A 19,846-nucleotide genomic window follows, 5' to 3' on the forward strand; every position below is an offset into this window, starting at 1 on the left:
CGCGGCGAACGTCGCGCAAAATGCTGCTATGCAGCAGGTTTCTGCGGGGTTATCGCGCAAAAAAACAAGTGCTAGCATCGAGTTGGAAGTCCGCTGCACGAGCCTGCCCCGAAGCGCGCGTGATGACGCGCGTTTTGCTTTTGAAGGCCCGTGCGACCCAACGTTTCAGGAGATCTGCAATGAGCTTCATCGAACGCCTCGCCCCCCTGCGCAGCCAGCCCGGCACTCGTCTCACCACCGGCCTGGACGACGCGACCCTGACCGCCCTGTCCGCCAACCACCCGCAGCTGATCGCCGCCGTGGACGCCGCCGCCGAGGAATTCGCGCGCGTGCAGGCCGACCTGGGGCCGCTGCTGGCGCAGGACGAACAGGCGCAGATCGATGCCATGCAGGACGGCTTCGTCAACTTCTATGCCGATGACGCGGTGACCCCGTACGTGGCGCTGGCCGCGCGCGGCCCGTGGGTGGTCACCTTGAAGGGCGCGGTGCTGTACGACGCCGGTGGCTACGGCATGCTCGGCTTCGGGCACACTCCGGACGTGGTGCTGGAGGCGATGGCGCGTCCGCAGGTGATGGCCAACATCATGACCCCCAGCCTGTCGCAGCAGCGCTTCATCAGTGCCCTGCGCGCGGAGATCGGCCACCGCCGTGGCGGCTGCCCGTTCACCCGCTTCATGTGCCTGAACTCCGGCTCCGAGGCGGTCGGCCTGGCCGCGCGCATCGCCGACGTCAACGCCAAGCTGCAGACCGACCCGGGCGCACGCCACGCCGGCGCCGCGATCAAGCGCGTGGTGGTCAAGGGCAGCTTCCATGGCCGCACCGATCGGCCGGCGCTGTACTCCGATTCCAGCCGCAAGAGCTACCTGCAGCACCTGGCCAGCTACCGTGGCGAGGACTCGGTGATCACCGTGGCGCCGTACGACGAGGCCGGCCTGCGCAAGGTGTTCGAGGATGCCGCGCGCAACCAGTGGTTCATCGAAGCGGTGTTCCTGGAGCCAGTGATGGGCGAAGGCGACCCGGGCCGTTCGGTGCCGCCGTCGTTCTATGCCGTTGCCCGCGAGCTGACCCGTGCGCACGGCAGCCTGCTGCTGCTCGACTCGATCCAGGCCGGCCTGCGTGCGCATGGCGTGCTGTCGGTGGTCGACTATCCGGGCTTTGAAGACCTGGACCCGCCGGACATGGAGACCTACTCCAAGGCACTCAACGCCGCGCAGTTCCCGCTGTCGGTGCTGGCGGTGACCGACCATGCCGCGCAGCTGTACCGCAAGGGCATCTACGGCAACACCATGACCAGCAACCCGCGCGCGCTGGACGTGGCCTGCGCCACGCTGGCGCAGCTGACCCCTCAGGTGCGCGCCAACATCGCCGAGCGCGGCGCCGAAGCGGTGCGCAAGCTGGAGCAGCTCAAGGGCGAGCTGGGCGGGCTGATCACCAAGGTGCAGGGCACCGGCCTGCTGTTCTCCTGTGAGCTGGCCCCGCAGTTCAAGTGCTACGGCACCCACTCCACCGAGGAATGGCTGCGCCAGCACGGCATCAACGTGATCCACGGTGGCGAGAACTCGCTGCGCTTCACCCCGCACTTCGGCATGGACAGCGAGGAGCTGGACCTGCTGGTGGGCATGGTCGGCCGCGCCCTGCGTGAAGGCCCGCGCCGGGAGCAGGCCGCAGCAGCGTAAGCCCCCGCCTCCGTAGCGCCGAAGGAAGCGGCAGGAGCCGCTGCCAACGTCGCTGGCGACGGCCCGGAGGGTGCCGGGCAGGACGACCGGCATAGCCCATGCTCGACTGGGCCGGCCTTTGTAGAGTTGAGCTTGCTCGACCGGGCCGTTGCCGGGATCTGAATGAAGGGCAGTCGAGCAAGCTCGACGCTACGGAAAGCCTCATACTCCACCAGCACCCCGCCCGCGACCGCTGACCCGGTCGCTGGCGGGGCGTTTTCGTTTCCGCACCAAGAGACAGGAACCCCCATGAAGTCCATCTGCGTCTACTGTGGCTCCAACGCCGGCAGCAAGCCGGCCTATACCGAACGCGCCATCGCGCTGGGTGACCGCATCGCCCGCGATGGCCTGCGCCTGGTGTACGGCGGCGGCAACGTCGGCCTGATGGGCACCGTGGCCAATGCCGTGCTGGCTGCCGGCGGCGAAGTGACCGGCGTGATTCCGCGCCAGCTGGCCGACTGGGAAGTGGCCCATCGCGGCCTGACCGAACTGGAGATCGTCGGCTCGATGCATGAGCGCAAGTCGCGCATGTTCGATCTGGCCGATGGCTTCGTCGCCCTGCCCGGCGGCTTCGGCACCCTGGAAGAGATCTTCGAGATGCTGACCTGGCGCCAGCTGGGCATCGGCAACAAGCCATGCGCCTTCCTCGATGTGGACGGCTTCTACGCGCCGCTGATCGGCATGATCGATCGCATGGTGGAAGAGCGTTTCCTGCACCCGGACCAGCGCCAGGATCTGTGGTACGGCTCGGACATCGACGCGATGCTGGCCTGGATGCGCAATTACCAGCCGGCCCAGGCGTCGAAGTGGATCGACGAGAAGCGCCGCGCCGCCCTGCGTTGAGACGGCAACACGCGGCCGCTCAGGCTGCCGCGTGCGCCCACGGTGCGGGCCGGCCCAACAGGTAGCCCTGCCCGTAGTCACAGCCGAGTTCGCGCAGGGTCTGCCGCTGCGCCTCGGTTTCGATGCCTTCACCGATGGTTTCAATGCCCAGCGTGCGCGCCAGTGACAGCACACCTTCCACCAGCGCGCGCGTGCTGTGCACTTCCGGACCGTGCAGCCCGGCAATGAAGCTCTGGTCGATCTTCAACGTGCTGATCGGGAAACGGTGCAGGTAGGACAGCGCCGAGAAGCCGGTACCGAAATCGTCCAGCTGCACCTGGATGCCACGCTCGCGCAGGCCTTGCAGGATGCGCAGCGTGTGCGGGCCATCGTCCAGCAGCGCCACCTCGGTGATCTCCAGCCGCAGCCGGCGCGGGTCGGCGCCGCAGGCATCGAGCAGGCCGAACAGGCGGGTGCTGAAGCCGGCCGAGCGGAAATGGCGCGGCGATACGTTCACCGAGACGTAGCCCTGCCCGCCCTCGGCCAGGCCAGCGATGACCTGTTCGTAGATCAGCCAGTCAACCTGCTCGATCAGGCCACTCTCCTCGCCCAGCTCGAGGAATGCGCCGGGCAGCAGCAGGCCGCGGCGCTCATGCTGCCAGCGCAGCAGCGCTTCGTGGCCGACCACCTCGCCATTGCACAGGCGCACGATCGGCTGGTAGAACGGCACGAAGTCGCGGTTATTGATGGCACGGCGCAGATCGGCCTCCAGATCGAGGCTGCGCATGGCCTGCTCGCGCATGTCCTCATCGAAGATCGCGCAACGATCATGGCCCTGCGCCTTGGCCCGGTACATGGCCGCGTCCGCATCGCGCAGCAGCTCTTCGCCGGTGCGATAGCGCGGGTTCCACAAGGCAATGCCCAGGCTTCCGGACGGGAACAGCTCGCGCCCGGCGATCCACATCGATTCCTGCAGGGCCAGCAGCAACCGCTGGCCGAAGTCCAGTGCCTGTGCCAGCCCCTGCGGGCATTGCAGCAGCACCGCGAACTCGTCGCCGCCCAGCCGCGCCACCACATCATCGGAGCCGGCCATCGATACGATGCGCTTGGCCACCTCCACCAGCATGCGGTCGCCCGCAGCGTGGCCGATGCTGTCGTTGACCAGCTTGAACCGATCCAGGTCGAGGAACAGCACGGCGAACACCGGGCCGCCCTCGCGCCGGGCCAGCGCCAGCGCGTCCTGCAGCCGATCAAGCAGATGCAGGCGATTGGGCAGGCCGGTCAACGCGTCATGCATCGCCTGGTGGGTCAAGCGCTGTTCGGCGCGCAGGCGCTCGCCAATCTGGCCGAGCAGCTTCTCGTTGACCTCGGCCAGCTCGCGGGTGCGCTCTTCCACGCGCTTTTCAAGTTCGGCGTGCGCAGAACGCAGCCGCTGCTGGTCGCGCTGGCGGGCCAGACCGGTACCAATGTTCTGCGCGACGAATGTCAGCAGGCGCTGGTCATGCACGCTGAACGTGCTGTTCTGGCTGTAGCTCTGCACCACGATCGCACCCACCACCTCGTCGTCGCGCAGCAGCGGCACGCCCAGCCAGCAGTGCGAGCGGGCGCCGTGTTCACGCACCTCGCCGGCGGCCAGCAGCGCATCGATCTGCGCACGCGAGGCCAGCAACGGCCGCCGGTTGCGCACCACGTACTCGGTCAGCCCGCGACTGAACGGCCGGGGTGCGCGGCTGGCGTTGTGTTCATCCACCGAGTAGACGAAGTCCAGCCCATTGCCGGCGGCATTGACCAGCGCGATGTAGAAGTTGCGGGCGTCGAGCAGGCGCCCGACCACGCCATGCACCTGGCCGTAGAATTGGGCCAGGCTGTCGGCCGACATCGCCATTTCGGCGATGTTGTACAGCGCGGTCTGCAGCTGCTCGGCGCGACGCCGCTCGGCCACTTCGTCCTGCAGGCTGCGGTTGGCGCGCTGCAGCTCCTGCGTGCGCCGCTCCACCTGCTGCTCCAGCCGCACCTGGGCCTGGCGCCGGTCCATCGCGGTCTGCACGTGCTGGGCAACGAAGCCCAGCAGGGCACGCTCGGCTTCACCATAGCGGGCCGCCCGTTCATAGCTCTGCACCACGATGGCGCCGCACACCCGGCCATCGCGCAGCATCGGTACGCCCAGCCAGTCCAGGCTTTCCGGCCCCCGCTGCGGATCGTGCTCCTGCTCGACCACGCGCGCCAGGAGCTCTCGCGAGGGGCCACTGAGCGGCTTGCCATGGCGCAACAGTGCCACGGTCAGGCTGCGCGGCATCTCGCTGGCGTCGTGGCTCTGCGATGGATCAGCTACGAAGTCATCCACCTGGTCTGCGAAATACAGGAAGCGGATCTGGTCGCGTACATCGTCGTACTCGACGATGTAGCAGTTCTCCGCGTACATCAGCGTGCCCAGCACGCCGTGCACATGGCGCAGCATCTCGGCCATTTCCAGGTCGGCGCCGGCCAGGTCGGCGATCTGGAACAGTGCCTGCTGCAGCCGCTCGGCTTCTTCCAGCGCCTTGATCTGGCCGGCCTGGCGGCCGCGCTGCAGGGCCAGCTCCATGGCCTGCCGGGCCAGCCCCCACCATGCCGCGGAGGGTACCGCGCCCTCCACCGACAAACGCAGGCGCGCGCCATCGTGCACCCAGCCGTGGCTGCCGTCGTCGCCGCCCTGGATCGCGGCGCCTGCGGTTACGGCAACGGGCGGCCAGCCGGCTTGGCCGCTGCCCAGCTGCGGATCGTCCCAGCCCACGCGGACCACGGCCGGATCGGGCAGCAGCCCATGCAATGCGCGCACCAGCGCCGTGCTCAGCACGGCCTCGTGTGGTGGCTCTTCCGCCGGTTCAACATGCGTGGACAAATGACAATCTCTTGGCACCGTCTGAGCGGCACCTCCCCTGAGCCGACGAGCATAGCGCGCCACCGGGGGGGCAATGGAAGCCCGCGAACCCCGAATCGTGCGCCCGTACGTTTTTCCTGTTGCCCATCTCCCCTTCGCCGCCATGACCCTCGCTCTTGCCGCCCTCCCCAACGGCTATGCGCCATCGCCTCCAGGCCTTACCCTGTATGCCGTGGAAGCCAGCGCACTGCCAACCGATGAAGCCTTGATGCTGGCCTGGGCCGGTGGCGATCTGCGTGCGTTCGAGAGCCTGTATGCGCGCCACCGCAAACGCCTGTTCGGCTTCCTGCTGCGGCACCTGCGCGACAACGCGCTGGCCGAGGAGATCTTCCAGGATGTGTGGCAACGGGTCATCAGTGCCCGCGCCGGCTGGCAACCTGAGGCCGCGTTCAGCACCTGGCTGTTCCGTATCGCGCACAACCGCCTGAACGACCACTGGCGCGCCGCCCGCCATCGCCCGGCAGCACCGGCCGACGCCGACCTGCGCCTGGCCGCGCTCGAAGACGGGCAGACCCCGGAAGCTGAACTGTCCGAATTCGAACAGCGTCGCCGCATCCAACGGGCGATGGAAGAACTGCCGCCCGAGCAGCGCGAAGTGCTGCAGCTGCGGCTGGATCAGGAACTGAGCCTGGAGGAGATCGGCCAGATCACCGGCGTGGGCCGGGAAACCGTGAAATCGCGGCTGCGCTATGCGATGGACAAGCTGCGTGCGGGATTGAACGCATGAACCGAGACGAACCGCTGACGCCGGAAGAACGCGAACTGGCACGCCTGCTCGGCCGTCGTGCTGAGCAGGCACCGCCGGCCGCGCTGGATGCCGCCATCCTGGCCGCTGCCCGTGCAGCGGTGGACGCGCCGGTCGTCGATACCGCTGCGGCGCCACGCGCGCCGCGCAGGCGGCCACGCTGGCCAGCGGTGTTCGGCATTGCCGCCTCGATGGTCTTTGCCATCGGCATCGCCTGGCAGCTGCGTCCCGAGCCACCGCCGATCCCGGCCAGCGAAGCCGCAGTGGCGGCGGCACCGGCTACCACCGATCAGGCCACTGAAAACCGTGCGGCGGACGCAGCGATGGCGCCCCCCGAACCGGCCGCTGCAGCACCGGCAGCCCCGCAGGCGGCGCCCATGGCGGCTCCGGCCCCTGCCATCGCCCGCACAGCCAGGCCAGCGCCACCACCGGCACCGGCGAAGGCAGAGGCCGCCCGCGCACGCATCGCGGAACCGGCCGCCGACACGTCTTTCGCAGCGCTGCCGCCGCCGGCGTCGCCCGCGCCTCCTGCACCTGTTGCCTATTCGGCGCCGGTGCCGGCCTCCGCACCGGCTGCGGCCGCGGCCATGAAGGCAGACAACGATGCGGCACCCATGGCCAGCGCGGCGAGCGCCGAACAGGCGCCGGCACTGGATCGCGTCGAGGTCACTGCGAGCAAGCACGTGGCCCCCCCCCGTTCGGCGCCCGGCGTCATGCGCCGCAGCGGCAATGCGAGCCTCAGCGCGGACGCAGTACAGGCTGAAGTGAACGCCGACGCCCGCCTGCCGCGCCGGCAATGGCTGCAGAAGATCCGCGAACGCCGCGACCAGGGCCAGCGCGATCTTGCCCGCGCCAGCCTGGAGCGCTACGTGCAGCAGTATCCGGAAGCACGCCTGCCGCGTGACCTGCGCCCGCTGCTGGACGAGTGAAAGCAGCGGCCACGGCCGGCAACCCCGTAGAATGAGCGGGATGCCCGATACTCTCGCCCAGCCGGCCAGCCACACACTGGACGTCAAGCACAGCCGCTTCATCGCCCACGCCACGGCAATCGACGGTGCCACGGCGGCACTGGCGTTCCTGCAGCAGGTGGCAGTGGCCGATGCCACGCACAACTGCTGGGCCTACCGGCACGGCCAGGACTATCGCTCCAGCGATGACGGCGAGCCTGCGGGCACCGCCGGGCGGCCGATCCTGGCCGCGATCGACGGCCAGGGCTTCGACCGGGTGATGGTGGTGGTGACGCGCTGGTACGGCGGCATCAAGCTCGGTGCCGGCGGCCTGGTGCGCGCCTATGGGGGCGCCGCCGCCGAGTGCCTGCGTACCGCGCCGCGGCTGCCGCTGGTGGCCATGACCCGATTGCAGCTGCTGGCCGGTTTCGAGGACCTGGGCACCCTGCATGCCGCCCTGCCCGCCTTCGGCGCCGAAAAACGCGATGAACAGTTCGATGCCAACGGCGTGTGCCTGCGGGTCGAATTGCCCGCCGATCAGGCCGACGCATTGAAAATCCGTCTGCGCGACGCCACCCGTGACCGTATCCGCATACAAGACGACGACCAGGATGACTGACAAGGACGGCGCCCCCGCCTCGACCCCGCCATTGCGCCGCCTCGGCAGCCTGCGCACGTTGTGGCCGTTCGTGCGCCGCCACAGCGGCCTGTTCAGTGCCTGGCTGCTGGCCCTGGCGGTGTCTTCGGCAGCCACGCTGAGCCTGCCGCCGGCGGTGAAGCAGATGATCGATCACGGCTTCAGCAGCGGCGGCCAGATCAACCGTGCCTTTGCCCTGTTGATGCTGGTCGCCGTGGTGCTGGCGCTGGCCACCGCCGCGCGCTTCTACTTCGTGTCGCTGCTGGGCGAGAAGGTCGTGGCCGACCTGCGCAGCCGCCTGTACGCGCACCTGATCCAGCTGGGTGCCGGCTTTCATGACCGCAGCCGCAGCGGCGAGCTGGTCTCGCGCCTGACCGCCGACAGCGAGCTGCTGCGCAGCGTGGTCGGCTCCACCATGTCGGTTGCGCTGCGCAGCAGCGTCACCGTGGTCGGCAGCCTGGCGATGCTGTTCGTCACCAGTCCGCGCCTGGCCGCGTGGTCACTGCTGGGCATTCCGCTTGCGGTGCTGCCGATCATCATCGGCGCACGCAAGCTGCGCACCGTTGCGCGCAGCAGCCAGGACCGCATCGCCGACGCCAACAGCCTGGCCAGCGAGACCCTGGGCGCGGTGCGCACGGTGCAGGCCCACGCACGCGAGCCCTACGAGCGTGGCCGCTTCGACCACGCGCTGGGCGATGCGATCAAGGCCGCCCGCCGCCGCATCGGCGCGCAGTCGCTGGTCACCGCCAGCGCCATCCTGCTGGTGTTCGGCGCCATCGTCGGCGTGCTGTGGCTGGGCGCGCACGATGTCATCGATGGCCGCCTCAGCGCCGGCACCCTGGGCCAGTTCGTGCTGTACGCGCTCATCGGCGGCGGCTCGGTCGGTGCACTGGCCGAGGTCTGGAACGAACTGCAGCGCGCGGCCGGCGGCATGGGCCGTATCGGCGAACTGCTGCAGGAAGACATCGAGATCCGCGCTCCGGCGCAGCCACACGTGCTGCCGCAGCCGCTGCGTGGGCAGATCCAGTTCGAGGATGTGGTGTTCCACTATCCACAGCGGCCGGACCAGGCCGCACTGGACCACTTCAACCTGCACGTGCGCCCGGGCGAGACCGTGGCCCTGGTCGGACCGTCGGGCGCTGGCAAGAGCACGGTGCTGTCGATGCTGCTGCGCTTCCATGACCCGGCCGCCGGCCGCATCTGCGTGGATGGTATCGACGTGCGCCAGGTCGATCCGGCCGAACTGCGCGCGCAGCTGGCGCTGGTGCCACAGCAGCCGACGCTGTTCGCGGCCAGTGCACGCGACAACATTCGCTACGGCCGCCTGCAGGCCAGCGACGCCGAGGTCGAGGACGCCGCGCGCGCGGCCGAGGCCGATGGCTTCCTGCGCGCGTTGCCGCACGGCTATGACAGCGAACTGGGCGAACGCGGCGCGCGCCTGTCCGGCGGCCAGCAGCAGCGCGTAGCGATTGCCCGTGCCCTGCTGAAGGACGCTCCGATCCTGCTGCTGGACGAAGCCACCAGTGCCCTGGATGCGCAGAGCGAATACGGCGTGCAGCAGGCGCTGGAGCGGCTGATGGCCGGCCGCACCACGCTGGTCATCGCCCACCGCTTGGCCACCGTGCTCAAGGCCGACCGTATCGTGGTGATGGACCAGGGCCGCATCGTCGCCGAAGGCACGCATGCGCAGCTGCTGGCCGAAGGCGGTCTGTACGCTGAACTGGCACGACTGCAGTTCATCGATTGATGACGGCCACCTAACATCGGTGGGGCGAAGCTGGCGGCGCATCAACAGCATCCATTGGAGGAGGTGCACGATGTCGTTCCGTCAGTTCCCCGCCGTCGACAGTCAGGGCGAAAGCCACATCATCATCGAGTTCAAGCCCGAGGCGAATGGCAGCGGGCATCATTCCGAAGCCACCCCGCGCTACGAGCTGGACGATGGGCGCCTGCTGGTGCGCAATGGCCGCGAGTTCACCACCAGCGGTGGCGAACTGAGGCTGACGATCTGAGGCTTGCCGGGCATGCCCCGGCGCTACCGGATCGCTTATCGCCCCGCTCTGTCTGGTGTCGACCTTGGTCGACACACGCTTTGGCCGAAAGCAGCCGAGCATGGCTCGGCTCTACAAAAAAGGTGTGGCCAATTTTTGACCAACCATCTTGACAGCCTTGGCTGCCAAGGCCTGCGCGCGGTTATCCACATGTTTGCGCAGAAGCCATCCACACCACCTGTGGATGAATGTTCTCAGCCAAGCACACGCCCGATGCCGCTGGCATCGACCTCGGCCGCCGCCAGCGCAATCGCTGCCCGGTCGCTGCCGGCGACGAAACCGATACGGAAATGCACTTCGCCGCCCGGCGTGCGCGAAGAATGGATCGAGGCCAGGCTGATGCGATGCTGCTCGAACACGTTCAGCAGCTCGCGTAGCGAACCCGGCCGGTCTTCCGGCAGATGCACCGACAACGCGTTGCGCTCGGTCAGGTCGGCCAGCAGGTACCCCACCCGCTCGAAGGTGTAGTTGCCTTCGGCCAGTGCCTGTTCGCCGAAGGCTCTGCGGTTGGCCGACAACAGCTGCTCACGGAATGCGTCGCGCGCGCTGTCGTCGCCCTGCCCGACCTGGGCCTGCAACGCCTGCAGCTGGCCGACCAGACGCTCCAGCATCGGTGCCACATACGGGTTGCCGAACTGGATGTCCTCGTAGATCGCCGGGTTCAGCGACAGGATGCGCGAGATGATCGCGGTGTCCAGCTCGAACGACGCCGAGCGGTACGGCATCATCGCGGCCAGATCCCCCAGGTGTGGCTGGTACTGGCGCAGCACGCCGGCCTGGGCCAGATGGGTGGCGTGCACCATCGCCTGCACCAGCGCCATCATCTGGTCGTGGTGCTGCGGCGTGGCCCGCACGCATTCGGCCTGTAACGTCGTGCACAGCGTATCGACCCACGGCTGCCAGTGCTGCAGTCGCGCTTCGCAGACCACCATCACCCGGCCCTTCAGCGTGGGTGCCTTCGGCGGTGCGGTCATCGGGTGCAGGCCGACCACCTCGGCCTGCGAGTCCAGCATGGCGTGCACCGGCGCCTCCTTCACCGAGGTCACGTCCAGCCACAGCCGGTCGCGTTCACGGCCAGCCGACTGCCGTACGTACCCGGCAATCAGCGCCGGCGTGTGCCGGATCGGTGCCGAGAACACCAGCACGTCGGCCTGCGCCAGCAGCTGTTCCGGCGTATGCGATTCCGGATCCGCCGGATCGTGACCGATCACCTGCAGCTGCATGTGCTGCTGGAAGAAGCGGGTCAGCCAACGCCCATAGGCGCCGGCACTACCGACGATGCCGACCGTGCGCGGCGTGCGTGCGTTGAGGCCGGTCATGCCACGCGTTCGGCGCGGAAGCGCGTCCCCTCGGCCAGCGCAGCGGGCGCGGCGGCGATCACATCAAATTCCTCGAAGCCGCTTTCCAGGGTCGCCTCCAGGGCCGCATGGGTGCCGGCAATGGCGCGCGAGATCGCTTGCTGCATCGATTCGCCGCGCAGCAGGAACGACACCACCAGCGACATCAGCACATCGCCGGTACCGGCCACGTCCACCGGCAGCAGCGGCGAGGTCCAGCGCCAGGTTTCCTCGCGACCGACCGCCAGCGTCACCAGTTCGCCCGGATTGCCGCCGACGCTGTGCGCGATCACCCAGTGCGGGCCACGATCGAGCAGCGTGCGTGCGGCGGCAATGGCATCGGCTTCAGCCAACGCCGGCATGCCGGTGAGGCGATTGAGTTCGAAGGCGTTCGGCGTGACCAGCCACGCATGCGGCAGCAGGCGCTGCGCAAAGATCGCTTCCAGGCCCGGCTCCACGTAGGGGCCGGTATGGGTATCGCCGATCACCGGGTCCAGGCAATAACGCAGCTGCGGGCAGGCCGGCAGGATCCCGTCCAGCCAGTCGGCGAAGGCGGCACCGTTGGCGGTACTGCCGAAATAGCCGGACACCAGCATCTTCGCCCGCTGCGGCAGGCCACGTTCGCGGGTGCCGAGCAGCAGGTCGGCGAACCAGTCTGCGGGCAGCACGCGGCCGCGAGTGGTGTCGTAGAACGGCGCGTTGCTGAGCAGGACGGTCGGAACTTCCGCCACGCGCACGCCGAGCGCGCGCATCGGCGGCACGGCGGCGCTGTTGCCGGCGTGGCCGTAGACCAGTTGCGACTGGACCGAAATGACATCGATCGGCGATGGGCCATCCGGCCGCTGGCGGCGGCCGTGGACCAGGTGGTTATCAAGGGATTCGCTCATGGCCGCATTCTACGCCCAAGGGGGTTTTCGGCAGGGCTTGCAGCCCTGCACCTGCTCAATGCAACGGCAAAAGCCAAAGCCGGAGCGGCATCCCGTGGGATGGCGGGGCGGTGTCGGAGTGCGGGGACGCCGCAAGTACGTCCCTGTAGGCTTGGCAGCGGCATCCATGCCGCTGACACCCCGCACTCCGACACCGCCCCACCTTCGACAGGTTCACTCAGCTGTTGGTAGGTGTCGACCTTGGTCGACACATCTGTCAGATATCGATACACAAAAGGGGGTCAGATCCGTTTTCCTTCGGAAAACCGATCTGATCCCACGAGTTGTTCCAACAGATCGCGAAAACTGTCGAAGGCGAGGTGGGTCCGGTTGCGGGGGCGTGAGCGCCATGGATGGCGCGACCGAGCCTACAGGGACGTATTCACGGCGTCCCCCGCAACCGGACCCACCTCGCCCACTCACGGATAGCCAGCTTCCGCTGTTGCTTCGGCTCTGGCTTGCAGCAGGTGCAGGGCTGCAAGCCCTGCAAACCCACACCCTCAGTGCGCAGGCCGCGACGGCGGCAGCCACGCCGCCACGATGCCCAGCAACGGCAGGAACGCGGTCAGCTGGTAGACGTATTCGATGCTGGTCTTGTCCGCCAGCAGGCCGAGCACGACTGCACCCAACCCGCCCATGCCGAAGGCAAAGCCGAAGAACAGACCGGAGACCATGCCGATGCGGTGCGGCATCATTTCCTGCGCATACACCACGATGGCCGAGAACGCCGAGGACAACACGAAGCCGATCAGCACCGCCAGCACCGTGGTCCACAGCAGATCGGCATGCGGCAGCATCAGCGCGAATGGCGCCACACCCAGGATCGAAGTCCAGATGATCGGCTTGCGGCCGATGCGATCGCCCAACGGGCCACCCAGGAAGCCGCCGGCAGCGGACGCCACCAGGAACGCGAACAGGTGCAGCTGCGCCTGCGCCACCGGAATGCCAAAGTGGTGGATCAGGTAGAAGGTGAAGTAGCTGCCGATGCTGGCCATGTAGAAGTACTTGCTGAAGATCAGCACCAGCAGGATCGCCAGTACCTTGGCGACGGTGCGCGGCGGATGGCGCGGCGCCATCGACGCGGTGCCGGCCGGACGCGGCGCACCCAGGTGCAGCGCATACCAGCGACCGACATAGGTCAGCAACGCGATGCCGATCAGGGCGGCACCGGCGAACCATGACGCGGCATGCTGGCCATACGGCACGATCACCGCCGCAGCAATCAGCGGGCCGAGCGCGGTACCGAAGTTGCCGCCGACCTGGAACACCGACTGCGCGAAGCCATGACGGCCACCCGAGGCCAGCCGCGCGATGCGCGAGGCCTCCGGGTGGAAGATCGCCGAACCAATGCCGACCATCGCTGCGGCCAGAAGCACCACGGCATAACTCGACGCGAAGCCGAGCAACAGCATGCCGCACAGGGTCGAAGCCATGCCGATCGGCAGCGAATACGGCGCCGGGCGCCGGTCGGTTGCCATGCCGACCAACGGCTGGAAGATCGAGGCGGTGAGCTGGTAGGTCAGCGTGATCAGGCCGATCTGGGTGAAGCTGAGATTGAAGCCACCCTTGATCACCGGATAGATGGCCAGGATCAACGACTGCATCATGTCGTTGACCACGTGCGAGGTGGAAATGGCAGCCAGCACGCCGGGAGCCACCGGGCGCGAGGTCGTTGCGGGAGAAGCCAGGGCGGACATGGACGCAGTCAGGTTGGGGGCGAGCCCCGCATGCTACGGTTGCCCTCCCCTCCCTTCTGCCGCGTTCGGGTCATGGCCTATCGCAAAAAGGACATTGCCAGCGATGTCGACCCGGCCGCACCGTGGCGGGAGGTGCCGCTGCACCGCCCGGTCACCTACCGGGTTACCCAATACCCGGCCGGCACCCACATCGCAGGCCACAAGCATCAGCGCCACCAACTGGTCTATGCCATCTCGGGGCTGATGGTGGTGCGCTCGGAAGTCGGGCGCTGGGTGGTGCCCTCGACCCGTGCAATCTGGATGCCGGCCGGCATGGTGCACGCGGTGGACTGCATCGCCGCCGTGCACATGCGCAGCCTGTACATCGATCCGTTGTTCGCGCCGCAGTTGCCGGCCGAGCCGTTCGCGGTGCAGGTGGCCCCCTTGCTGCGCGAGCTGCTGCAGGCGGCCACGCTGATCAAGGGCGAGCACATCGAAGACAGCCGCGATGGCCGCGTGGTGCGGCTGCTGCTGGACGAGCTGCATCGCATGGATGTGCTGCCGTTGCATCTGCCTGCCGCGACCGACCCGCGCCTGCAGCGGATCTGCCAGCACATCCAGAAGCACCCTGGCGATGACGCCACGCTGCAGGACTGGGCGCAGGCACTGGAGGTGGACGTGAAGACCATCCAGCGGCATTTCGGCAGCGAACTGGGCATGACCTTCGGGCAGTGGCGGCAGCAGGCACGGTTGCTGGCCGCGCTGGAACGGCTGGCGGTCGGCGACAAGGTCATCGATGTCGCGTTGGCGATGGGTTATGACAGCCCTAGCGCGTTCACCAGCATGTTCAAGCGGCAGCTGGGGCAGACGCCGGCGGCGTTTTTCCGGTGAGCATTACCCGGTAGCGCCGGGCCATGCCCGGCGGAATGCAGCCGCGCCCGCATACGAAAACGCCGGGCATGGCCCGGCGCTACCGTTCAACGCTTGCGTTGAAAACTCAGGACGTCATCCGGTCCCAGAAGCCCTTCACGCCATCCATGAAGGTGGCCGACTTCGGCGAATGCTTGCGCGCTTCCTCGCCGACGAAGGTGGCTTCGAACTGTTCCAGCAGCTTGCGCTGCTCGTTGGTGAGGTTGACCGGGGTCTCCACCACGACGCGGCAGTACAGGTCGCCTTCGCTGCGGCTGCGCACCGAGCGCACACCCTTGCCGCGCAGGCGGAACAGCTTGCCGGTCTGGGTCTCGGCCGGGATGCGGATCTCCGCTTCGCCGCCGAGGGTCGCCACGCGCACGGTGTCGCCCAGCGCGGCCTGCGAGATGCGGATCGGCACTTCGCAGTGCAGGTCGTCGCCATCGCGCTGGAAGATGGCATGCTCGCGCACGCGCACTTCCACGTACAGGTCACCCGGCGGGGTACCGGCCGGACCGGCCTCGCCCTCGCCCTGCAGGCGGATGCGGTCGCCGGTATCGACGCCGGCCGGCACCTTCACCGACAGCACCTTGTCTTCCTCGACACGGCCATTGCCGTGGCAGGTCTTGCAGGGCTTGGCGATGATCTGGCCACGGCCGCCGCAGTTGTGGCAGGCCTGCTGCATGGCGAAGATGCCACGCTGGATGCGCACCTGGCCACGGCCATGGCACACGTTGCAGGTTTCGACCTTGCCGTCTTCCGAGCCACTGCCATCGCAGTCGCCGCACTCGGCCAGGGTCGGAATCTCGATGCGGCGCTCGACGCCACGCACCGCTTCTTCCAGGTCCAGCTCCATCACGTAGCCGATGTCGGCACCACGGCGCGCCTGGCGCGGACCGCCGCCGGCACCGCCAAAGATGTTGCCGAAGATATCGCCGAAGATATCGTTCATGTCCGGGCCGCCCGGACCACCACCGCCCATGCCGTGCTCGAACGCGGCGTGGCCATGGCTGTCGTACATGCGGCGCTTGTTGCCGTCGGACAGTACTTCGTAGGCTTCCTTGCACTCCTTGAAGGAGGCTTCGGCAGCCGTATCGCCCGGGTTGCGGTCCGGGTGGAACTTCATCGCGCAGCGACGGTAGGCCTTCTTCAGTTCTTCATCGTTGGCGGTGCGGGCAACGCCCAGCACTTCGTAGTAATCGCGCTTGCTCATATCGTGGATCGCATTCCGGAAAGTCGGGATTCGTCAAAGCGGAAGAGCGGAACCAGGTCCGCTCTTGCGTCGGGCGCCCCGACACGCCGGGTGGCGGTCAGGACCCTGATGCGACAACGGGACGCTGCCAGGCAGCGTCCCGTGTCGGTCCGGATCAGGACTTCTTGTCGTCCTTGACTTCGGTGAACTCGGCATCCACCACGTCGTCGTTGCCCTTGCCAGCGTTGCCGGCGTCGGCGCCCGGGGCACCGCCCTGGTCGGCCGAGGCGGCAGCGAACAGCGACTGGCCGGCTTCTTCCAGCACCTTCGACTTGGCTTCGATCTGTGCCTTGTCGTCACCCTTCATCGCGGTTTCCAGATCGGCCAGCGCCGCTTCGACCTTGCCGATGACATCGCCGCCGACCTTGCTGCCGTGCTCGGTGATGGCGCTGCGGGTGCCGTGGATCAGGGCGTCGGCCTGGTTGCGGGCCTGCACCAGTTCCTGGAACTTCTTGTCTTCTTCGCGGTTGGCTTCGGCGTCCGCCACCATGCGCGCGATTTCTTCCTCGGACAGACCCGAACCGGCCTTGATCTCGACCTTCTGTTCCTTGTTGGTCTTCTTGTCCTTGGCCGACACGTGCAGGATGCCGTTGGCGTCGATGTCGAAGGACACTTCCACCTGCGGCAGGCCGCGCGGGGCCGGCTCGATGCCGGACAGGTCGAACTTGGCCAGCGACTTGTTGAAGCGGGCCTGTTCGCGCTCACCCTGCAGCACGTGCACGGTCACGGCCGACTGGTTGTCTTCGGCGGTGGAGAACACCTGCGAAGCCTTGGTCGGGATGGTGGTGTTCTTTTCGATGATCTTGGTGAACACGCCGCCCATGGTTTCGATACCCAGCGACAGCGGGGTCACGTCCAGCAGCAGCACGTCCTTGACGTCGCCGCCCAGCACGCCGCCCTGGATCGCCGCACCCAGTGCCACCGCTTCGTCCGGATTGACGTCCTTGCGCGGTTCCTTGCCGAAGAACTCGGTCACCGCCTGCTGCACCTTCGGCATGCGGGTCTGGCCACCGACCAGGATCACTTCGCTGATGTCGCTCGAACGCAGGCCGGCATCGTTCAGGGCCACGCGGCACGGCTCGATCGACTTCTTGATCAGGTCTTCCACCAGCGCTTCCAGCTTGGCGCGGGTCAGCTTGATGTTCAGGTGCTTCGGACCGGAAGCGTCAGCGGTGACGTACGGCAGGTTCACTTCGGTCTGCTGGGCGCTGGACAGCTCGATCTTGGCACGCTCGGCAGCATCCTTCAGGCGCTGCAGGGCCAGCGGATCCTTGCGCAGGTCGATGCCCTGGTCCTTGTTGAACTCTTCAACCAGGTACTCGATGACGCGGTTGTCGAAGTCTTCGCCGCCCAGGAAGGTGTCGCCGTTGGTGGCCAGCACTTCGAACTGCTTCTCACCATCGACGTTGGCGATCTCGATCACCGAGACGTCGAAGGTGCCGCCGCCCAGGTCGTACACCACGATCTTGCGATCCTTGTTGTCACCCTTGTCCAGGCCATAGGCCAGCGCGGCCGCGGTCGGCTCGTTGATGATGCGCTTGACGTCCAGGCCGGCGATGCGGCCGGCGTCCTTGGTGGCCTGGCGCTGGCTGTCGTTGAAGTAGGCCGGCACGGTGATGACCGCTTCGGTGACCTTCTCACCGAGGAAGTCCTCGGCGGTCTTCTTCATCTTCTCCAGCACCTTGGCCGAGATTTCCTGCGGCGCCATCTTCTTGCCGTCGCTGGTGGCCACCCAGGCGTCGCCATTGTCATGGGCCAGGATGCTGTACGGGACGTGTGCGATGTCCTTCTGCACTTCGGCGTCGGTGAACTTGCGGCCGATCAGGCGCTTCACCGCGTAGAAGGTGTTCTTCGGGTTGGTCACGGCCTGGCGCTTGGCCGAGGCGCCGACCAGGACTTCGCCGTCCTTGGTGTAGGCGACGATCGACGGGGTGGTGCGATCGCCTTCCGAATTCTCGATGACGCGGGCCTTGCCGCCGTCCATGATCGCCACGCACGAGTTGGTGGTGCCGAGGTCGATACCAATGATCTTGCCCATGGGGGGAGACTCCTGAGGATGCTTGTTGGGGTCAGTCCGGCCGTTCGGCCGGTGGATGAATACGATGTGGGGGAGGTTCGTGGAACATTCAAGCCATCTCCCGAACGCTGTGTTTCCGGTCGCCCGGCGCGTTCAGCGTCGGGCCGGGTCGCGGGTTCTTCCCGCCGCCCGGCCCGGCGGGGGTCAGTCGGCGGCCACCACCACCAGCGCCGGCCGCAGCAGGCGCTCGTTGAGCAGGTAGCCCTTCTGGAACACGGTCACCACGGTGCCGGGGGCGGCGCCCGGGGCCGGCACCTGGCTGATCGCCTGGTGGTGTTCCGGGTTGAACGGCTGGCCGGTCGGGTCGAGCAGGACCAGCCCATTGTCGGCGGCGACCTTCAGCAGCTGCTTGTAGGTCAGCTCCAGGCCCTCGCGCAGCGGGTGCGGGTCATCACCGGCGGCCTTCAGGCCGGCATCCAGGCTGTCGAACACCGGCAGCAGCTCGCCCAGCAGCTTCTCGTTGGCGAACTTGCGGGCCTGCTCGATGTCACGGGCCACGCGCTTGCGCTGGTTCTCCAGGTCGGCGCGCTCACGCAGCGCATCGGCCTTGATCTGCTCGACTTCGGCGCGCAGGCGCTCCACTTCGTCATTGACGCCAGTGGCGGCGGCCGCATCGGCGGCACTCTGCTGGGATTCGATATCTGGATGTTCGTGGTTCATGTCTGGGTCCCTGGCGGTCAATCTCCGCCTCCACCCACCCTAGTATGGGCGGGATACTGCGTTTCAAGCGTCGGAAGTTCCGGGAGTGCGCCCGGCCGGCGAAAAGGCCGCGCCGAGCACATCGGCGGTGGCCTGGACCAGCGGGATCACGCGGTCGTAGGCCATGCGCTTGGGGCCGATCACCCCCAGCACGCCCAGCACCTGGCCGTTGGCGGTGTACGGCGCGGTGACCAGCGAGACCCCCTGCAGCGGCATCATCCCGGTCTCCTCGCCGATGAAGATGCGCACGCCCGGCGCCTGGATGGTCCGCTCCAGCAGCTGCAGGATCTCGCGCTTGCTGGAGAACAGTTCGAACAGCTCGCGCAGGCGCTCCAGGTCGGACAGGTCCTGCACCCCCATCAGCCGGGTCTGCCCAGCCACCAGCATGTCGTCGGCCGGCGGCTGCAGGGCCTGCTCGGCCAGCTCGATGCTGTGCGCCAGCAGCTGTTCCAGCTCGGAACGGGCATCGCGCAGCTCCAGCAGCAGGCGGGTGCGGATCTCGGCCATCGGCAGGCCGGCGAAATGGGCATTGAGGTAGTTGGCGACCTGCTCCAGCTGGCCCGGCGCGAACTCCTGGCGGGTCTCGATGACCCGGTTCTGCACCTCGTTGTCGGCGAACACCAGGATCGCCAGCACCCGGCGCCCGTCCAGCGCCACGAAATCGATCTGGCGGAAGGCGAACTGCTCGCGTCGCGGCGCGCTGACCACGCCGACGAAGTGGCTCATCGCCGACAGCAGCTCCGAGGCGCTGCCGAGCAGGGCCTGGGTGCTGCCGCCGCCGGCCAGCTCCTGGCGCAACCGGGCCAGTTCGCCCTCGCCCGGCGGCTGCATCTGCAGCAGGCTGTCGACGAACACCCGGTAGCCATGCGCGGTCGGGACGCGCCCGGCGGAGGTGTGCGGCGAGGCCAGCAGGCCCAGGTCCTCCAGGTCGCCGAGGATGTTGCGGATGGTGGCCGGGCTGACCTCCAGCCCGGCCACGCGCGCCAGCGTCTGCGAGCCGACCGGCTCACCGTCCTGGATGTAGCGCGCGATCAGCGTGCGCAGCAGATGGCGCGCACGCGGGGCAAGCTGGTCGGGAGAACCGTGCATGGAATCAACCTGTGAGACACGGACACTAGATAATGGCGGCGCCT

General features: G+C 67.8%; 16 protein-coding genes. 8 read left to right on the forward strand and 8 right to left on the reverse strand.

Going from position 1 to position 19,846, the window contains the following annotated elements; all coding sequences use genetic code 11:
• The first annotated feature begins 179 nt into the window (after positions 1 to 179).
• Together LZ605_RS07210 and LZ605_RS07215 are read left to right on the forward strand one after the other, a co-directional pair.
• Entirely contained in the window at positions 180 to 1,676 is a 1,497-nt protein-coding gene (locus LZ605_RS07210; RefSeq protein ID WP_249844290.1) for an aminotransferase class III-fold pyridoxal phosphate-dependent enzyme, read from the forward strand.
• Positions 1,677 to 1,964: 288 nt separating this feature from the next.
• Positions 1,965 to 2,558, forward strand: a complete 594-nt coding sequence (locus LZ605_RS07215; RefSeq protein WP_057498086.1) for a TIGR00730 family Rossman fold protein — start codon at positions 1,965 to 1,967, stop codon at positions 2,556 to 2,558.
• Positions 2,559 to 2,577: 19 nt separating this feature from the next.
• Here LZ605_RS07215 and LZ605_RS07220 read toward each other — a convergent pair whose 3' ends face one another.
• Entirely contained in the window at positions 2,578 to 5,418 is a 2,841-nt protein-coding gene (locus LZ605_RS07220) for a bifunctional diguanylate cyclase/phosphodiesterase (protein WP_249844291.1), read from the reverse strand.
• 247 nt (positions 5,419 to 5,665) lie between these two features.
• On the opposite strand from LZ605_RS07220, the gene LZ605_RS07225 reads away from it, so the two are divergent.
• The 5 genes from LZ605_RS07225 to LZ605_RS07245 all read left to right on the forward strand — a co-directional run bounded on the left by LZ605_RS07225 (position 5,666) and on the right by LZ605_RS07245 (position 9,798).
• The gene (locus tag LZ605_RS07225) at positions 5,666 to 6,184 is read left to right on the forward strand and encodes an RNA polymerase sigma factor (RefSeq protein WP_249845006.1); all 519 of its coding nucleotides are present in this window, start codon (positions 5,666 to 5,668) and stop codon (positions 6,182 to 6,184) included.
• Positions 6,181 to 7,131, forward strand: a complete 951-nt coding sequence (locus LZ605_RS07230) for a hypothetical protein (RefSeq protein WP_249844292.1) — start codon at positions 6,181 to 6,183, stop codon at positions 7,129 to 7,131. Before LZ605_RS07225 ends, LZ605_RS07230 begins: the two co-directional genes overlap by 4 nt.
• Before the next feature lie 40 nt (positions 7,132 to 7,171).
• Positions 7,172 to 7,768 carry an IMPACT family protein gene (locus LZ605_RS07235; protein ID WP_249844293.1) on the forward strand — a complete coding sequence of 199 codons (597 nt, stop codon included), beginning with the start codon at positions 7,172 to 7,174 and terminating at the stop codon, positions 7,766 to 7,768.
• Positions 7,761 to 9,533: an ABC transporter transmembrane domain-containing protein gene (locus tag LZ605_RS07240; protein WP_249844294.1), complete on the forward strand. Its 1,773-nt coding sequence runs from the start codon at positions 7,761 to 7,763 to the stop codon at positions 9,531 to 9,533. Before LZ605_RS07235 ends, LZ605_RS07240 begins: the two co-directional genes overlap by 8 nt.
• Positions 9,534 to 9,603: 70 nt before the next feature.
• Positions 9,604 to 9,798: a hypothetical protein gene (locus tag LZ605_RS07245; protein ID WP_100441541.1), complete on the forward strand. Its 195-nt coding sequence runs from the start codon at positions 9,604 to 9,606 to the stop codon at positions 9,796 to 9,798.
• Positions 9,799 to 10,031: 233 nt separating this feature from the next.
• On the opposite strand, the gene LZ605_RS07250 is transcribed toward LZ605_RS07245, so the two are convergent.
• The 3 genes from LZ605_RS07250 to LZ605_RS07260 form a co-directional block, all read right to left on the reverse strand.
• Positions 10,032 to 11,156 (reverse strand): prephenate dehydrogenase, encoded by a 1,125-nt coding sequence (locus tag LZ605_RS07250; RefSeq protein WP_249844295.1) that lies wholly within the window; start codon positions 11,154 to 11,156, stop codon positions 10,032 to 10,034.
• Positions 11,153 to 12,061, reverse strand: a complete 909-nt coding sequence (gene pdxY, locus LZ605_RS07255; protein WP_249844296.1) for a pyridoxal kinase — start codon at positions 12,059 to 12,061, stop codon at positions 11,153 to 11,155. The genes LZ605_RS07250 and pdxY overlap by 4 nt, the downstream gene beginning before the upstream one ends.
• Positions 12,062 to 12,600: 539 nt before the next feature.
• Positions 12,601 to 13,797, reverse strand: coding sequence for an MFS transporter (locus LZ605_RS07260; protein WP_249844297.1), 1,197 nt, complete (start codon positions 13,795 to 13,797; stop codon positions 12,601 to 12,603).
• Between the two features lie 72 nt (positions 13,798 to 13,869).
• On the opposite strand from LZ605_RS07260, the gene LZ605_RS07265 reads away from it, so the two are divergent.
• On the forward strand, positions 13,870 to 14,667 hold the full coding sequence (locus LZ605_RS07265) for an AraC family transcriptional regulator (protein ID WP_249844298.1): 798 nt from the start codon (positions 13,870 to 13,872) through the stop codon (positions 14,665 to 14,667).
• Positions 14,668 to 14,773: 106 nt separating this feature from the next.
• On the opposite strand, the gene dnaJ is transcribed toward LZ605_RS07265, so the two are convergent.
• From dnaJ to hrcA, 4 genes are all read right to left on the reverse strand, one after another.
• Positions 14,774 to 15,898, reverse strand: coding sequence for a molecular chaperone DnaJ (gene dnaJ / locus LZ605_RS07270; RefSeq protein ID WP_249844299.1), 1,125 nt, complete (start codon positions 15,896 to 15,898; stop codon positions 14,774 to 14,776).
• A 154-nt stretch (positions 15,899 to 16,052) separates the two neighbouring features.
• Entirely contained in the window at positions 16,053 to 17,975 is a 1,923-nt protein-coding gene (dnaK, locus tag LZ605_RS07275; protein WP_107232718.1) for a molecular chaperone DnaK, read from the reverse strand.
• A 183-nt stretch (positions 17,976 to 18,158) separates the two neighbouring features.
• Positions 18,159 to 18,674 (reverse strand): nucleotide exchange factor GrpE, encoded by a 516-nt coding sequence (gene grpE / locus LZ605_RS07280; RefSeq protein ID WP_249844300.1) that lies wholly within the window; start codon positions 18,672 to 18,674, stop codon positions 18,159 to 18,161.
• A 63-nt stretch (positions 18,675 to 18,737) separates the two neighbouring features.
• Positions 18,738 to 19,802: a heat-inducible transcriptional repressor HrcA gene (gene hrcA / locus LZ605_RS07285; RefSeq protein WP_249844301.1), complete on the reverse strand. Its 1,065-nt coding sequence runs from the start codon at positions 19,800 to 19,802 to the stop codon at positions 18,738 to 18,740.
• Positions 19,803 to 19,846 lie beyond the last annotated feature (44 nt).

The sequence above is a fragment of the Stenotrophomonas maltophilia genome, from assembly GCF_023518235.1.
Lineage (GTDB): Bacteria > Pseudomonadota > Gammaproteobacteria > Xanthomonadales > Xanthomonadaceae > Stenotrophomonas.